Raw genomic sequence first — 14,725 nt, forward strand, 5'->3', positions numbered from 1 at the left:
TCATTCAATTCATGGCCCTGTCCGCTACGAATGCCCGGAACGACCCCCTTTCAACGGATTGTATGCGTGCTTTGGCTCGTGGCAAACCGCTCGCGCCAGGCGAGCCCGGCGCGGGTGTCGCCGGCCGGCCTGTACTCGCAGCCGATCCATCCGTCGTAGCCGCTGCGGTCGATCAAGTCGAACAGGAAGGCGTAGTTGATCTCGCCGCTGCCCGGTTCGTGCCGTCCAGGATTGTCGGCGAGCTGCATGTGCGCGATGCGCGGCAGGTGGGCCGTGATCGTGTTCGCGAGTTCGCCCTCCATGCGCTGGGCATGGTAGATGTCGTACTGGATGAACAGGTTGTCCGAGCCCACCTCGTCCAGGAGGTCAGCGGCCTGCGCGGTACGGCTCAGGTGAAAGCCCGGGATGTCGAAGGTGTTGATCGGTTCGATCAGCAGGCGGATGCCGGCCGCCTTCAGCTTGTCGGCGGCGAAGCGCAGGTTCGTGACGAAGGTGTCGTGCGCGTCGTCGGCGGCCACCCCGGCCGGTGCGATGCCGGCGAGGCAGTTGAGCTGTCTGCAGCCGAGCGTGGTCGCATAGTCGATCGCGCGGCCGACGCCGTCCTGGAATTCGCTGACGCGATCCGGGTGGCACGCGATACCGCGCTCGCCGGCGGCCCAGTCGCCGGCCGGCAGGTTGTGCAGCACCTGCACGAGGCCGTGGCGGTCGAGCCGCTCGGCGAGCTGCGCGGCCGGCCACGCATAAGGGAACAGGTACTCGACACCGGTGAAGCCGGTCTCGGCGGCGGCGGCGAATCGGTCGAGGAATTCGACCTCGTTGAACAGCAGGGTCAGGTTTGCAGCGAATTTCGGCATGGTTTCAGTTTCCGTTTGCTGTCTTCAGTCAATCCAGCGATTCGACCGCCGCGCGAGGGTCATCGGCGCGTGAAGGCGACCTCTCCGAGCACGTGCGTGGCTGCGACCGTGCGGTCGTCGCCCAGTATCATCAGCACGAACAGGCGTTCCGCGAGCGTCGCCGAGGCGGCCATGCGGCGCGCGATCAGCGGGGTTGCCTGCGGGTCGAGCACGACGAAGTCCGCCTCCTTGCCGGGCAGGAAGTTTCCGATCCGCTCGTCCAGATACAGACTGCGCGCACCGCCCAGCGTCGCGAGGTGGAAGGCGCCTTCGGCCGACAGCTTCTGGCCCTCGAGCTGCAGCACCTTGTAGGCCTCGTTCAGCGTCTGCAGCATCGAAAAGCTGGTCCCGGCGCCGACATCGGTCCCGATGCCGACCCGGATGCCCAGTGCACGGGCACGTTCCAGGTTGAACAGACCCGAGCCGAGAAAGAGGTTGGAGGTCGGACAGAAGCTGATCGCAGTGCCGGTGTCGGCCATGCGCCGGCAGTCGGCGTCGTCGAGCCAGATGCAGTGCGCATACACCGCGCGCGCACCCAGTTGTCCGAAACGGTCGTACACATCGAGATAGCTGCGCGTTTCCGGAAAGAGGCGCGCCACCCAGTCGACCTCGCCGCGGTTCTCGGCGACATGCGACTGCAGGTACAGACCGGGAATGTCGCGAAAGAGCCGACCGGCGCGTGCCATCTGCTCCGGGGTCGAGGTTGCGGCGAAACGCGGCGTCACCGCGTACAGTAGGCGATCCCGACCATGCCAGCGTTCGATCAGCGCACGCGATTCGGCGTCGCCGCGCTCGGCCGTATCGCGCAGTGCCTGCGGGCAGTTCCGGTCCATCAGCACCTTGCCCGCGATCAGCCGCACGCGGCGGGCCCGGGCGGACGAGAACAGCGCATCGACCGACGTCGGGTGCACGGTCGGGAAGATCATGGCGGTGGTGGTCCCGTTCCTCAGCAGTTCGTCGCAGAAGAACTCGGCCACCGCCGTGGCATGGGCCGGATCGGCAAAGCGCATCTCGGCCGGGAAGGCGTATCTGTCGAGCCAGGTCAGCAACTGCTCGCCGTGACTCGCGATGATGTCGGTCTGCGCGCAGTGGATGTGCGTGTCGACGAAGCCGGGCAGGATCAGCTTGCCGCGGTAGTCGTGCAACAGGATGTCGGCCGCGAGCTTCGCCCGCATGGAATCGGCCGGGCCGACTTCCGCGACGAGGCCGTCGCGCACGATCAGCATGCCGTCCGCAAAGTGCTCCACCGCCCGCGCACCGCAAGCGGACGGATCGTCCAGGAAATGCACGATCTCGCCGCGCACGGCGCAGATCGCGGGTAGTGGCGCGCTGGCGCTGTTCGGTCGGGTCATGGTCGGCTGGGTGTGCGCATGTGCAAGTTCGAGACGGCGTCCGGGATACCGTCGCGGCCGCTAACGGACCACCTTGCCCCACAGACGCAGGCGCGAAATGCCGCCGTCCGGGATCATGTTCTGGCGCACATCGGTGACCGGTCCGAGCGCGGCGATCTCGTTGTCGAAGCGGCCCGGGTGGAATTCGGCCGGAGCAGGGTCAAGCATGCGTGAGACCTTGCCGAAGAAATCGTCCGTCGCATGCAGCGCGTGCGCGCCGAGGCGGGCGTTGGCAAGATCGACCGAGCGGCGGGCCCAGTCGGACACATCGGCGGGGTAGCGTGACTTGCCATGTTGTCTGTTTCCTTGTTCAACGGTCGGGTTGAAAGGGATGTTGCACGATCCAGTGCCGGGCGATGTGGACGCGGCGACACACCTACACGCGATCGTGCTTCTCGATGTGATCGATAAAACGTTGCAGCGCGCGGAAGCGCCCGGGGCGTCCGAGCAGCCGCCAGTGCGTACCTCCTGCGGAATCAGCACCGAGGGGGAGGCGTCCATGATCAGCAGCTTCGGATGCTTGCAGCAGACAGCGGATGATCTCGACCCACTGGTGATCGAACCGCTGGCGGATCGGGTGGCTCACGAGCCGATCGTGACTGGGGTGTTGTAATGACTGCCCGCAGGCGGCGCTTCCAGATCGCAGGCGTGAAAACGATAGCGGCCGCTGTGCTTGTCCTCGTAGTAACGCCGGAGCGTCAGCGAAATCGTGCGGAACGCGATGTCGTTCCACGGGATCTCGTGCTCTGCGAGCAGCGCCACCTCCAGCGATTCCTCACCCGGTTTGAAGTCCAGGTCGAGCAACTGCGCACGATAGACGATATGCACCTGGCTGATATGCGGCACGTTGATCAGCGAGAACATCTCCCCGACTGCGATGCGTGCGCAAGCTTCCTCCAGCGTCTCCCGCGCGGCCGCGGCCGCCGTGGTCTCGGCGTTCTCCATGAAGCCGGCCGGCAGCGTCCAGTACCCCAGGCGGGGCTCGATCGCGCGGCGGCACAGCAGGATGCGGTCCTCCCATTCGGGAATGGCACCGACGACGATCTTCGGGTTGACGTAATGGATCTCGCCGCAGTCGTCGCAGACGTGACGGGGCAGGGTGTCTCCGGGCGGCGTTCTGAACACCACCGTGGACCCGCAGTTTGAACAGAAGCGCATCGTCGTCCGGCCAAGAGGGTTGATGAAGTGATTCTACCAAGACCCGCACGGACGGGTTTGGTTCAGCCTCGTGGCGCCGGACGCCGCGCATGCGACTTGCCCTGACTGCGCGGAGCGGAGCGAGCGCAGGGGTCGGGGCGCAACCGGGCCAAGGTCATCCCGAGAACCCCGTGCCCGCGGACGCACTCGGGCGCAACTGTTGCACGCTTGACACGACGGTGACGCTTGAGTTTGCTTTTCTTGAGGATCTACTTTAAGTTCCAATCAGTTTCCGCTGATATCGGTTGATAAATGAAGCGTCGGGACTTTCAGGACGAAATCAGGGAGCTGAACCTTGCGTATCTGATGCTGGCTCAGCAGATGCTTCGTGACGATCGCGAGACGGCGATGCTCAGACTGGGCATCGGTGATGAGGTCGCGGATCTGATCATCGGGCTTTCGAGCACGCGCCTGGTCAGGATGGCAACCAGCCAGATGTTGTTGCCGAGCTTCCGTTTCGATGATCCGCTGCTTGTCGGCCTGCTTGCGGGCGAGGGGCGGGATCCGGCCAGTGCCAGCATGCATGCCGCTATCATCGCGGCGAGCAGACCCCCGAAGGAGTGAGTGCATGAAGAACAAGAGCGTGATCGAGGAAGCTGAAGACATCCGGCGGGCCGCGGAGATGGTCAGTCTCGGTGCGAGGATGCAGATGCTCGAGGCCGAGACGCAACTCAGCCGCGAGCGGCTTCTCAAGATCTACAAGGAAGTGCGCGGCATGTCGCCTCCTAAGGGCATGCTGCCGTTCTCGACCGACTGGTTCTTGGCGTGGCAGCCGAACGTGCATGCGTCGCTGTTCATGGCGTACTTCAGCAGTTTCAGGGCGCGCGCGACGTTGAGCAATCTGGATTCGGTACTGAAGGCGTACAACCTGTATCTCGATCAGATCGAGAGCCAACGGATGGAGCCGGTACTCAGCATCACCCGGGCGTGGACGCTGGTGCGGTTTTTCGACGCCGATCTGCTGCACCTAGCCGCATGCACGTCTTGCAGTGGCAAGTACGTCGCCCATGCCTACGATCCGACCCGGGAATACGTATGCGGTCTGTGCAACATGCCATCGCGTGCGGGAAAGGGCAAGAAGCGGTCCGTGGTCGCGCGGGCGGCCCGACGCGTGGCGATCGCCTGAGCGCGCTCGACCCGCATGAAACCGAGCCGCCTGGACCAGGCGGTTTTTTTTCGTCAAGTTTCGCCGCCACGGGACGTTAATCTAAAATGCGGGCGCGTGGTCTGTCCGGGCCATGTGCAAATCAGCGTTTCGTCGCGCGAATGCGTGACGACAGGGGTGCCTCGTGCTAGTCATTGTCGGATACGTCATCGTTCTCCTTGCATCGCTGGGTACGTATGCGATGCACGGCAGTCTGATGGCCTTGTGGGTTCCGCTGGAATATGTAGCCATCGTCGGTCTGATGATCGGCGGATTCATCGCCGGCAACGGTTCCAAGGCGATCAAGGCGACGCTCGCGGCGCTGCCGGCTGCATTCAAGGGTTCGCCTTACGACAAGACGCTGTACATGAACCTGCTCGCGATGCTCTACGAGTTGCTTGCCAAGGTGCGCAAGGAAGGGTTGATGTCGATCGAAAACGACATCGAGGAGCCCGATGCGAGTCCGATCTTTTCCAAGTACCCCGACGTGATGGCCGATCATCATGCGGTGGAGTTTCTCACCGACTACCTGCGCATGATGGTGGGCGGCAATCTGAACGCGTTCGAGATCGAAGGCCTGATGGACCTGGAGATCGAAACGCATCATCAGGAGTCGCACGCTGCGCCGCATGTCGTGGCCAAGGTCGGTGATGCGCTGCCGGCCTTCGGTATCGTGGTCGCGGTGATGGGCGTCGTCAACGTGATGGGCTCGGTCGGTGAACCACCGGCGGTGCTGGGCAAGATGATCGGTGGCGCGCTGGTCGGCACCTTCCTCGGGATTCTGCTCTCCTACGGTTTCGTGCAACCGCTCGCGGGGCAACTGGAGCAGCGGGTCGAACAGAGCGGCAAGATCTACCAGTGCATCAAGGCGGTGCTGCTGGCCAGCATGAACGGCTATGCGCCGCAGGTCGCGGTGGAGTTCGGGCGCAAGGTGCTGTATGCGTCGGATCGCCCGACCTTCCTGGAACTCGAGGAAGACATCAAGAGCCGCAAGGGGTGAGTCATGAGCGACGATACCCAGCAACCGATCATCGTCAAACGCATCAGGAAAGTGGCCGGTGGCGGCCACGGTGGCGCGTGGAAGATCGCGTACGCGGATTTCGTGACCGCGATGATGGCCTTCTTCCTGTTGATGTGGCTGCTCGGTTCGACCGCGCAAGGGGATCTGGAGGGGATCGCCGACCATTTCCAGAATCCGCTGAAGGTCTCGCTGCTCGGTGGCAGTGGAGCCGGTGACAGCTCCAGCGTGATCCCGGGCGGAGGCGAGGATCTGACCCGCTCGATAGGCCAGGTCAAGCGTGGCGATGTCGATGCGAACCGCAGGATCAATCTGGATGCCGCCCGTGCGCGGTATCCAGAACCCGGCGAGGGCGCCGATCCCGATGCGGAAATGCGTGAACGAGGCCGCCTGATCGATCTGAAGGGGCGGATCGAGGCGATCATCGAGGCCGATCCCGAGCTGCGCCCTTACCAGAACCAGATCCTGATGGACATTACCAACGAGGGGCTTCGCATACAGCTCGTAGATGAGCAGAATCGCCCGATGTTCGCGACTGCGAGTGCCGAACTGCGACCCTACACCCGCGACCTGCTCAGGATGATCGGACGGGCCTTGAACGACGTGCCGAATCGCTTGAGCCTGTCGGGCCACACCGATGCGGCGCCCTTTGCCGGGGGCGAGCGGGGTTTTTCCAACTGGGAACTGTCCAGCAACCGGGCAAATGCATCGCGCCGCGAGATGATCGCCGGCGGACTGGAGCCGGGCAAGGTGGCCCGGGTCGTCGGGCTGGCCGAGACCATTCCGCAGGTCGCGGACGATCCGCTCGATCCCGCCAACAGACGGATCAGCATCATCGTGATGAACAGGCGTACCGACGAGGCGCTGCGCTCCGGCCCGTCGCCGTCGGGGGTGTCGGAATGATCGACCTGGCCCAGTTCCACGAGATGTTCTTCGACGAATGCGAGGAATCGCTAGAGAACGCCCGAAACGTGCTGCTGGACTACGGTGCCGACGGGATGCCGAACGCGTTGCAGCAATTGCAGCGCTGCGTACACTCGATCAAGGGGGGTGCGAAGACCTTCGGCTTCGACCAGGTCGCCGAGCTTGCGGCTTCGCTCGAGCAGGTGTTGGAGCGGGTCGCCGGCGCCACCGGCACTGCCGATCCCGATCTGATGGCCCTTTGCCGCTCCGCGTTCTCCGTGCTGCGTGCGTCGCTGGTCGCGTTGCGCAGGGGTCAGCCGCTGGCCGAGGACGAGATAGCGCGCATGCGCGTCGAACTCGACCGGATCGGTACGCCCCTGCCCCGCGGTGACGGCGGTCGGCCGGTCGTTTGCATCGAGCACACGATCCGTCGCAATCACGTGGTTTTTCGGCCGGCCCGCAGTCTGATCAGCGCCGCTCTGGTCATGGACGACATGCTCCAGGCCCTGGGCGAACTCGGACAGGTGGTGGTGCGCAGGCGGCCTGCGTCCGACATGGGTGACGGCGTCTGGCAGCTCGACATCGCATCGCATCATCCGGTGACGGCCTTGCGCGAGATCCTGGGCCGGGTCGCCGACCCCGAGACACTGCAGATTCGATCGGACGATCCGGAACCGTTTGCGGAAGCGGACGAGGGCCGGATCCCGTCGGCGTCGCCCCGCGTCGAGCGCGCGATCGATCCGCCTCCGCTACGTTCACCCGCTGCCGGTCCTGCCGAGCGACGGACGGCGGCGCGCGAAGCGTGGCCTCGGGATGCCGACCGGACGGCGTCGGATACCTGCGGGCCGCAGGATCACCTGGTTTTCGTCGTGGGCGGGCAGCGTTTTGCGGTGCGTGCCGAATGCATCGCGTCGGTCCGCGCGTGCGGTGAGGTCCAGCGTATGGCCGGATTGCCGGATGGGGTGAAGGGCCTGGCGGTTCTCGACGGTCGATTCGCACCGGTGATCGACTTGCGCAGATGGCTGCGCCCCGTGGTCGAGGGGGCGGCGCGATTCGTGCCGCAGTTGGTCCTGAACCACGAGTCCGGCCCGGTCAGCCTGCTGGTCGACGAGGTCGAGGACGTCGTCGCGATCGACGTGGCGGACATCCAGCGGCCCCACACGCTGCTCAGTGCGCATGACGGGCTGGCGCCGGTCGGCTTGCTGATGCGGCAGCACGGTCTGCTGCCGATCGTCGATCTGGTGGCGCTGGTCGAGGCCGTTGGCGTCGGTCGACCGCTGCCGGCAGCCGTGAGATGAACATGAGCGCGCATCGTGCAACCGATTATGGCCGGATCGATCTGCCGTTGCGCGCGCAACTGATCGTAGCGCTGGATGCCGAGGGCCGGATCGAATCGATCAGCGATGATTTCGCACGGGTGCAGGGGTGTGGCCGCGACGATCTCACCGGCGAGTACTTCGAGGCGCTCGCCCACCCCGATACCCCGACAGACCTGTTCCAGGACATGCTGCATGACTTGCGCACAGGGCGTCCGTGGTCCGGCGTGGTGCGCAACCGCACCCGCGACGGTGCGGACTACTGGGCCCGGCTGACGGTTGTGCCGGCACGGATGCCGGGCAGGGGCGTGGCTTTCGTCGCGACGCTGCAGCGTGCGCTCAGCCATCAGATCGAGCGCGCGCGCGCGGCCTTCCAGCGGATCGACGCGTCGCCTTCCTCCGCCCGGTTCGTGCGCGGGCAGATCGTCTCGCCGAGCCTGCCGGGGCGTTTCGGGCGCTGGATGGGTGATTTGTCGCTTCGTGCCCGTCTCGCGTTCGCCGTGGGCTTTGCATTGCTGGCGGCCATGCTGGCGATCATGGTCGTGGCCGGATGGCCGATGCCTGACAGCGGATCCGGTTTCGAGTTCGGGGTCGCCGCGATCGGGTTGTCGGCGTTCAGCGTGCTGTTCGCAGGCTGGATCGTATGGCGGGCCGAGCGCCGCGTCGCCGATGGCGTGCGGCAGGCGGGCGGCATCATCGCTCGCATCGCCGAGGGCGATTTCGATGTACCGATAGCCTGCGACCGTGACGACGACGTCGGGCGCCTGATGCAGCAATTGCAGATGTTGCAGATACGGCTCGGCGTCGCGTCGCAGCAGCGCGATGGCGCGGGTCCGCTCGGCGCCGATCCTCTGCCGCGTGCCGCCTCGCCGCTGATCGACGCTAATCCGGAACCCGATGCTGAATTCGCCGAGGTCGTCGAACTCGCGGTCAGGATCGCCGCCGACGAGCAGGCCCGGCTCGCGGGCAGTGAAACGCTGCTGGCGAACGTCGACAACCTGCGCAGCCGTGCGGCGCAATTGCATGCTGAGGGCGGTTTTCCCGTCGATGCGCTGAACGCGCTCAGGGAATATGTGGTGACGGCGAACACGAACGCGCCGGGCGGTTCGGTCGGGGCCGGTTCCGGTGACTCCGCCATGCTTGCACGGCTGGAAGCGCTGATGTTCGAAGCGCGGCTGTTGATGCTCAACCTGGCACTGGCAGGCGGGAGAGTGGATGCAGGCGCGGCAAGCGCGCTAAGTCGATCGGTCGTCGATGCACGCACGCTGGCCCGGGATCTCCGGGACCTATACGAAGGCCTTCGACGCACGACGGGCGACACGGGCGATACGGGCGTAACGGACGGGTCGGATCGTGCCTGGCGTGATGGCCTGCGGCAGCGCGTGTTGGCGCTGGAAGCCGCCTGTGCTTCGGTAGACGCTGGCCAGGAGGACGGGTCCGGGCAGGGGCTTGTCGATGTCGTCGAGGGCCTTCAGCGGCTGCACGAGGCGGTTCGCAGCGACCTGGACCGCAGCGCGAGCATCGCTCGGGATGCATTGCACCTGACGCGGCTGGCCACCGATCGGCGCGACTACCGGGCGAACAGGGAGCTTCCGCTGCGTCAGACGGCGCCGGACCGCGGACAGGCGCCGCTCGTCATGCGCGACGCTCTGGATCGCCGAGACGAGGAGGGTCCGGACCTGGGGTCGGACGCATGTCCATCCGCGAATGTGTCGCAGCTGCGTCCGGTACGTCATGGCGTCGCGTCGCCGGTTCCGCGGGTGCGCCGCGCCGCGGCGGGCGTGGACTCGTCGCTCGCGGATGAGTGGAGTGCGTTCCGCGAGTGAAACGGCGTCATCGGTCGGCGCCGATGCCAACGTGGCAAAATTCGACGCCGAGGTACTGGGAGACACGCTGCCGCCCTTGCCGGTCGGGTGCCAGTGAATCCGAATCGGCCGTCAGGCGACATGGAGACGAGGATGTCCGACCCCAACATGCAATTTCTCGTAGTGGACGATTTTTCGACGATGCGTCGTATCGTTCGCAATCTGCTGAAGGAACTGGGGTTCACGAATGTGGACGAGGCCGAGGACGGCGCGGTCGCACTGCAGAAGCTGGAGGCTGGCGGGTTCGACTTCGTCGTGACCGACTGGGACATGCCCAACATGGACGGACTGGCGTTGCTCGAGCACATTCGCCAGTCTCACCGCTTGCGTCAGCTGCCGGTGCTGATGATCACCGCCGAGGCGAAGAAGGAGAACATCATCGCTGCCGCCCAGGCCGGCGCGAGCGGCTACATCGTGAAGCCCTTCACGTCGGCCACCCTGGCCGAGAAGCTGCAGATGATCTTCGACAAACGGGGCAAATGATGTGCCACAGCGACAGTGGATGTCGACATCGAGCGGGAGCGTGAGGACGATGAAGAAACAGAAACAAGAGGATCTGGTCGATTCGGAGGATCTGCAGGCCCTGTTCGATTCGATCGCGTCGGGAGACCAGAGGCCGGGGCTGGAAATGGTGATCAGTCCGGTCACGGACGATGACGACGACGCGTTGCAGGCGCTTTTCGACCAGGTCGCTGCCGGCTTCGATGCGGACGTCGCGGCGGGGGACCGGGCCGGGTCGAACGCCGCGGCCAGAGCCGTTTCGACGCCCGGATCGGCGTCGTTCGACGTCGTGCGCGCCGCGTCGGCCGAGCAATCCGTCTTCAACCGGATCGGCGTGATGACGCGGCAGGTGCATGACACGCTGCGCGCGCTCGGCGACGACGACGCGCTCAAGGTTGCGGTCGACGCAATTCCGGACGTGCGCCAGCGGCTCACCCAGATCGCGCAGATGACGGAGCAGGCCGCCAGCCGCGTGCTCAACGCGACCGACATCGCCCGGCCGCTGCAGGACCGGATGCTGGTCGGTGCCGAGGACCTGCAGGCCCGCTGGGACAGGCTGTTCTCGAATCAGATGTCGGTCGAGGACTTCAAGACGCTGGCGGCCGAAACGCGCAGCTTCCTGGGCGATGTGAAGAGCGGCAGCCATGCGACCAATGCGCAGCTGATCGAAATCGTGATGGCACAGGATTTCCAGGACGTGACCGGCCAGGTCATGAAGACGGTGCTCGATCTGGCACAAAGGCTGGAGACCGACTTACTGCAGTTGCTGATCGAGGTCACGCCTCCGGAGCGGCGCAGTGCGAGGGCGGAAGGCTTCATTAACGGACCGGCCATCCACGCTGGCGACCGGGATGGTGTGGTGAGATCGCAGGAGCAGGTCGACGACCTGCTCGACAGCCTCGGATTCTGAGAGTAGGACCGCCGTGTCGCGCGAGATGCTCCGACCTTGGTGGGTTCGAGCGGGTGAACCGACCGACCTCTGCGATGACGCGAGGCGCGCATGAATGATTCGGGCGGCATGGACGACCTGCTACAGGACTTTCTGACCGAGGCCGGGGATATGCTGTCGGTCGTCGACAACAAGCTTGTCGATCTCGAACGCTCGCCCGACGACAAGAGTCTGCTGAACGAAATCTTCAGGGGGTTTCACACCATCAAGGGCGGGGCCGCCTTTCTGAATGCGGCCGAGTTGGTGACGCTGTGCCACCTGACCGAGGACCTCTTCGACAAGTTGCGCGATGGCGAAATGGTGCTGACGTCCGAACTCATGGACGTGATCATGGCGGCGACCGCCGCGATGCGTGACATGTTCGACCTCTTGGAGCGCGGCGCCCAGCCCCGCGCGGCCGAACCCGCCCTGATCGCGCGGTTGAAGCAGGCGATCCAAGGTGAGCCGATGGCGGACCGGCCCGGTCGGCGTGACGACGCGTCGTCCGCCGCGTCCGTGGTCGATTCCGCGTCCGGACCCGCCGATGGTGCACCGTCCGACGGCCCGGACTGGGTAAGGCTTCACCAGGCCGTGACCGGTGCCGGGCACCCGCCCGGCAAGGCTGCGCCGCACACCGAAACCAAGGTGCAGGCCAGGAAGACTCCGGAGCAGATCATCGAGCGTGCGCTCGGCCGTCGCGCGAGTGACAGGCCAGGTGCGATATCGGTTCCTGTCGGCCGCCGGGAGGGCGAGCGGCAGCGCGATACGTCGATTCGGGTCGATACTGCGCGGCTCGACCAGGTGCTGTACCTGACGGGCGAGATCGGTCTGATCAGGAACCGCCTCGACGCCATGCGCCGCGACATCCTCGGCGGTCGCAACGACAGCGAGACGCTGCACGCGCTGGATCTTGCGGTGACCCGGCTGGACCTGCTGGTGTCGGATCTGCGGAACGCGGTGATGAAGACCCGCATGCAGCCGATTGGCTGGTTGTTCCAGAAATATCCGCGCATCGCACGCGACCTCGCGCGCAACCTCGGCAAGGATGTCGAACTGGTACTGAAGGGCGAGGACATCGAGATCGACAAGACCATGATCGAGAACCTCGGGGATCCGATCATCCACCTGATCCGCAACGCAGTGGACCACGGCATCGAGGATCCGGCCGATCGCATCGCCGGCGGCAAGCGGGCCACCTCCGTCATCCGGCTCGAGGCGCAGCAGGACGGCGATCACATCGTCATCGCGGTGGCCGACGACGGGCGTGGCATGAATGCGGAGCGCTTGCGCGCGAAGGCCTTAGAAAAAGGTCTGATCAGCGACGAAGCGGCCGACGCGATGGACGAGCGCCAGAGCTACAATCTGGTGTTCCTGCCCGGCCTCTCGACGGCGCAACAGGTGTCGGACGTGTCCGGACGCGGCGTCGGCATGGATGTGGTACGGACCAATATCCGCAAGCTCAACGGCACGATCGAGATCCGATCCCGGCCGGACAAGGGCACCACCTTCGTGATCCGTCTGCCGCTGACGCTTGCGCCTGTGCCGGTGAACTCGACAAGCGCGGCATGACCCGGCGCGAGCTGATCGGCGAGGCCTCCCTGCGCCGACCGCCCGAGCCGAGCGTCTGGGTCAGGCGGTCAGTTCGAGCAAAGCCGAGAAGGCCTGCTCGAACTGCGCGAGGCCCTCGTGCTGCAGCCGTTCGCCGGCCGCGTCCATGTCGATACCGGCGGCCGCGAGTGCGTCGAACTGGGCCCGTGCCGCATCGACGTCCCGGCCCAGCGCCTCGCTCACCCTGCCATGGTCGCGCAGCGCCGCCAGCGTCGCGTCGGGCAGCGTATTGACCGTTTCCGCGCCGATCAGCGGCTCGACGTAGAGCAGGTCGCTGTAGGCGGGGTTCTTGGTGCCGGTGCTCGCCCACAGCATGTACTGGGGCCGTGCGCCGGCGGACTTCAGCGCGGCGAAGGCGGGCCCGTGAAAGCGTGCTTCATAGCACTGGTAGGCCAGTTTCGCCATCGCCACCGCGCTCTTGCCGCGCAAGGCGAGCGCATCGCCGCCGCAGGACGCGAGTTCGGCGTCGACGAGCGTGTCGACCCGGCTCAGGAACAGGCTGGCCACCGACATAACGCGCGACAGGTCGCCACCAATGTCCGCCAGGCGCGCGAGTCCCTTCAGGTAGGCCTCGGCGACCGCATCCACATGTGCCAGCGAGAACATCAGCGTGACGTTGACGCTGACGCCCTGGCCGATGAGTTCGGCGATCGCGTCCAACCCGGCAGGGGTGGCCGGTACCTTGATCAGCAGATTGTCGCGGTCCACGGTCTGCCTGAGCCGCAACCCGGCGGCCACCGTCGCAGCCGTATCGTGCGCCAGCGCCGGCGACACCTCCAGGCTGACGTAGCCGGCATTGCCGTGGCTGCCGTCGTAGCGAGGACGGAGCAGGTCGCACGCCCGCTGAACATCCGGGATCACCAGCGCCTCGTAGCGCTGTTCGGCATCCATGCTGCGGCGCTTCAGTTCGGCGAGATCGTCCTCGTAATAGCGTCCGTCCGCGATGGCCTTGTGAAAGATCGACGGATTCGTGGTGACACCGGCGATGCCGTCCTCGGCGATCATGCGGGCGAGATGCCCGTCGTTGAGCAGCGTGCGTGAAAGGTTGTCGAGCCAGAGTTGCTGACCCGCATCGCGGGCCTGTAGGAGCGGATTCATCGTCTGTAGGCCGATTGGCATGTTCGTGAAGCCAGTCATTGTGCATGGATTCGGTGAAGATCGAAAGCGCGCCTGTCGGGCCCGCGGTCGGGCCGACGCATCGATCAGACGCCCGCGATCCGCGCAGGCGCCCAACCGAGCTGCGTCATCACGTGCGCGAAATCGTCGGACGGCGGGCATTCCAGTTCGAGGGCGCGTGACTCCCACGGATGGGTCAGCTGCATGCCGACACATGCGAGCAGCAAGCGGTTGACGCCGAACAGTTCGGCGAACAGCCGGTTGTGCCGTCCCTTGCCGAAAGTCGCGTCGCCGATGATCGGGTGGGACTCATGCTTCAGGTGACGGCGAAGCTGATGACGCCGGCCGGTTTCCGGCTCGAGGGCCAGCAGCGCATATCGACTGCTGGGATAGCGGTCCACCCGGACCGGCAGTTCGGCCGTGGCGAGCGTCCGGTAGCGTGTGATCGCGGGCTGCGCTTCGGTCATGGCGCCGGTCGGCACATACTCGGCATCGTCGTGGCGGCGGCTCAGCGCGTGATCGATGAGGCCGTCTGCGGGCGGGTGGCCGCGCACGATCGCGACATAGTGCTTGCGCACCGCGCGCGATTCGAAATCCGCACCGACGCGTTTCGCGGTTTCACGATCGAGCGCGAACAGCAGCACGCCCGACGTGCCCTTGTCCAGTCGGTGCAGCGGATACACGTGCCGCCCGAGTTGATCGCGCAGCAACTGCACCGCGAATCGGGTCTCGTGACGGTCCAGCACCGATCGATGGACCAGCAAGCCCGAGGGTTTGTGGATCGCGACCAGCCGGTCGTCCTGATAGAGGATGGGAAGCTGCATGGCCGGCTCAAGCATGCGAAT

General features: G+C 65.6%; 15 protein-coding genes and 1 pseudogene. 9 read left to right on the plus strand and 7 right to left on the minus strand.

Annotated elements, in window-relative coordinates; translation table 11 throughout:
- Nucleotides 1-50: 50 nt before the first annotated feature.
- From hyi to ACKVEX_RS12030, 5 genes and pseudogenes are all read right to left on the minus strand, one after another.
- Nucleotides 51-854 (minus strand): hydroxypyruvate isomerase, encoded by an 804-nt coding sequence (hyi, locus tag ACKVEX_RS12010; RefSeq protein WP_473215972.1) that lies wholly within the window; start codon nucleotides 852-854, stop codon nucleotides 51-53.
- Nucleotides 855-913: 59 nt separating this feature from the next.
- Complete coding sequence (gene guaD, locus ACKVEX_RS12015; protein WP_473215973.1) at nucleotides 914-2,245, minus strand: guanine deaminase; 1,332 nt, start codon at nucleotides 2,243-2,245, stop codon at nucleotides 914-916.
- A gap of 162 nt (nucleotides 2,246-2,407) precedes the next feature.
- A pseudogene (locus ACKVEX_RS12020) lies at nucleotides 2,408-2,617 on the minus strand (hypothetical protein); the annotation flags it as partial.
- A gap of 43 nt (nucleotides 2,618-2,660) precedes the next feature.
- A complete protein-coding gene (locus tag ACKVEX_RS12025) occupies nucleotides 2,661-2,870 on the minus strand; it encodes a hypothetical protein (protein ID WP_473216081.1) in 210 nt (69 codons plus the stop codon).
- Nucleotides 2,867-3,442: an NUDIX hydrolase gene (locus tag ACKVEX_RS12030; RefSeq protein WP_473215974.1), complete on the minus strand. Its 576-nt coding sequence runs from the start codon at nucleotides 3,440-3,442 to the stop codon at nucleotides 2,867-2,869. The genes ACKVEX_RS12025 and ACKVEX_RS12030 overlap by 4 nt, the downstream gene beginning before the upstream one ends.
- Before the next feature lie 291 nt (nucleotides 3,443-3,733).
- Here ACKVEX_RS12030 and flhD point away from each other — a divergent pair, with 291 nt between their 5' ends.
- The 9 genes from flhD to ACKVEX_RS12075 all read left to right on the plus strand — a co-directional run bounded on the left by flhD (nucleotide 3,734) and on the right by ACKVEX_RS12075 (nucleotide 12,725).
- Nucleotides 3,734-4,045 carry a flagellar transcriptional regulator FlhD gene (gene flhD, locus ACKVEX_RS12035; RefSeq protein WP_473215975.1) on the plus strand — a complete coding sequence of 104 codons (312 nt, stop codon included), beginning with the start codon at nucleotides 3,734-3,736 and terminating at the stop codon, nucleotides 4,043-4,045.
- A 4-nt stretch (nucleotides 4,046-4,049) separates the two neighbouring features.
- Nucleotides 4,050-4,607 (plus strand): flagellar transcriptional regulator FlhC, encoded by a 558-nt coding sequence (flhC, locus tag ACKVEX_RS12040; protein WP_473215976.1) that lies wholly within the window; start codon nucleotides 4,050-4,052, stop codon nucleotides 4,605-4,607.
- A 163-nt stretch (nucleotides 4,608-4,770) separates the two neighbouring features.
- Complete coding sequence (motA, locus tag ACKVEX_RS12045; RefSeq protein WP_473215977.1) at nucleotides 4,771-5,625, plus strand: flagellar motor stator protein MotA; 855 nt, start codon at nucleotides 4,771-4,773, stop codon at nucleotides 5,623-5,625.
- A gap of 3 nt (nucleotides 5,626-5,628) precedes the next feature.
- Nucleotides 5,629-6,546: a flagellar motor protein MotB gene (motB, locus tag ACKVEX_RS12050; protein ID WP_473215978.1), complete on the plus strand. Its 918-nt coding sequence runs from the start codon at nucleotides 5,629-5,631 to the stop codon at nucleotides 6,544-6,546.
- Nucleotides 6,543-7,844, plus strand: a complete 1,302-nt coding sequence (locus ACKVEX_RS12055) for a chemotaxis protein CheW (RefSeq protein ID WP_473215979.1) — start codon at nucleotides 6,543-6,545, stop codon at nucleotides 7,842-7,844. The genes motB and ACKVEX_RS12055 overlap by 4 nt, the downstream gene beginning before the upstream one ends.
- Before the next feature lie 2 nt (nucleotides 7,845-7,846).
- Nucleotides 7,847-9,688: a PAS domain S-box protein gene (locus ACKVEX_RS12060; RefSeq protein WP_473215980.1), complete on the plus strand. Its 1,842-nt coding sequence runs from the start codon at nucleotides 7,847-7,849 to the stop codon at nucleotides 9,686-9,688.
- Between the two features lie 132 nt (nucleotides 9,689-9,820).
- Nucleotides 9,821-10,210: a chemotaxis response regulator CheY gene (gene cheY / locus ACKVEX_RS12065; RefSeq protein WP_473215981.1), complete on the plus strand. Its 390-nt coding sequence runs from the start codon at nucleotides 9,821-9,823 to the stop codon at nucleotides 10,208-10,210.
- 49 nt (nucleotides 10,211-10,259) lie between these two features.
- Nucleotides 10,260-11,138, plus strand: a complete 879-nt coding sequence (cheZ, locus tag ACKVEX_RS12070; RefSeq protein ID WP_473215982.1) for a protein phosphatase CheZ — start codon at nucleotides 10,260-10,262, stop codon at nucleotides 11,136-11,138.
- A gap of 90 nt (nucleotides 11,139-11,228) precedes the next feature.
- Complete coding sequence (locus ACKVEX_RS12075) at nucleotides 11,229-12,725, plus strand: chemotaxis protein CheA (protein WP_473215983.1); 1,497 nt, start codon at nucleotides 11,229-11,231, stop codon at nucleotides 12,723-12,725.
- A gap of 60 nt (nucleotides 12,726-12,785) precedes the next feature.
- Here the strand turns inward: ACKVEX_RS12075 and tal are convergent, their stop codons facing one another.
- Nucleotides 12,786-13,862, minus strand: a complete 1,077-nt coding sequence (gene tal, locus ACKVEX_RS12080) for a transaldolase (protein ID WP_473215984.1) — start codon at nucleotides 13,860-13,862, stop codon at nucleotides 12,786-12,788.
- Nucleotides 13,863-13,966: 104 nt separating this feature from the next.
- A complete protein-coding gene (locus tag ACKVEX_RS12085; protein WP_473215985.1) occupies nucleotides 13,967-14,704 on the minus strand; it encodes a pseudouridine synthase in 738 nt (245 codons plus the stop codon).
- Between the last annotated feature and the right edge of the window lie 21 nt (nucleotides 14,705-14,725).

This window comes from Denitraticella aggregata (genome assembly GCF_048158365.1).
GTDB lineage: Bacteria > Pseudomonadota > Gammaproteobacteria > Burkholderiales > Rhodocyclaceae > Azoarcus_F.

What these genes read in the sequence shown, in the direction of transcription:
- flhC (WP_473215976.1), top strand. Translation starts at nt 4,050, where the DNA reads ATGAAGAACAAGAGCGTGATCGAGGAAGCTGAAGACATCCGGCGGGCC.
- flhD (WP_473215975.1), top strand. Translation starts at nt 3,734, where the DNA reads ATGAAGCGTCGGGACTTTCAGGACGAAATCAGGGAGCTGAACCTTGCG.
- ACKVEX_RS12030 (WP_473215974.1), bottom strand. Translation starts at nt 3,442, where the DNA reads ATGCGCTTCTGTTCAAACTGCGGGTCCACGGTGGTGTTCAGAACGCCG.
- ACKVEX_RS12085 (WP_473215985.1), bottom strand. Translation starts at nt 14,704, where the DNA reads ATGCAGCTTCCCATCCTCTATCAGGACGACCGGCTGGTCGCGATCCAC.
- ACKVEX_RS12060 (WP_473215980.1), top strand. Translation starts at nt 7,847, where the DNA reads ATGAGCGCGCATCGTGCAACCGATTATGGCCGGATCGATCTGCCGTTG.
- cheZ (WP_473215982.1), top strand. Translation starts at nt 10,260, where the DNA reads ATGAAGAAACAGAAACAAGAGGATCTGGTCGATTCGGAGGATCTGCAG.
- ACKVEX_RS12075 (WP_473215983.1), top strand. Translation starts at nt 11,229, where the DNA reads ATGAATGATTCGGGCGGCATGGACGACCTGCTACAGGACTTTCTGACC.
- tal (WP_473215984.1), bottom strand. Translation starts at nt 13,862, where the DNA reads ATGAATCCGCTCCTACAGGCCCGCGATGCGGGTCAGCAACTCTGGCTC.
- motB (WP_473215978.1), top strand. Translation starts at nt 5,629, where the DNA reads ATGAGCGACGATACCCAGCAACCGATCATCGTCAAACGCATCAGGAAA.
- ACKVEX_RS12055 (WP_473215979.1), top strand. Translation starts at nt 6,543, where the DNA reads ATGATCGACCTGGCCCAGTTCCACGAGATGTTCTTCGACGAATGCGAG.
- hyi (WP_473215972.1), bottom strand. Translation starts at nt 854, where the DNA reads ATGCCGAAATTCGCTGCAAACCTGACCCTGCTGTTCAACGAGGTCGAA.
- guaD (WP_473215973.1), bottom strand. Translation starts at nt 2,245, where the DNA reads ATGACCCGACCGAACAGCGCCAGCGCGCCACTACCCGCGATCTGCGCC.
- cheY (WP_473215981.1), top strand. Translation starts at nt 9,821, where the DNA reads ATGTCCGACCCCAACATGCAATTTCTCGTAGTGGACGATTTTTCGACG.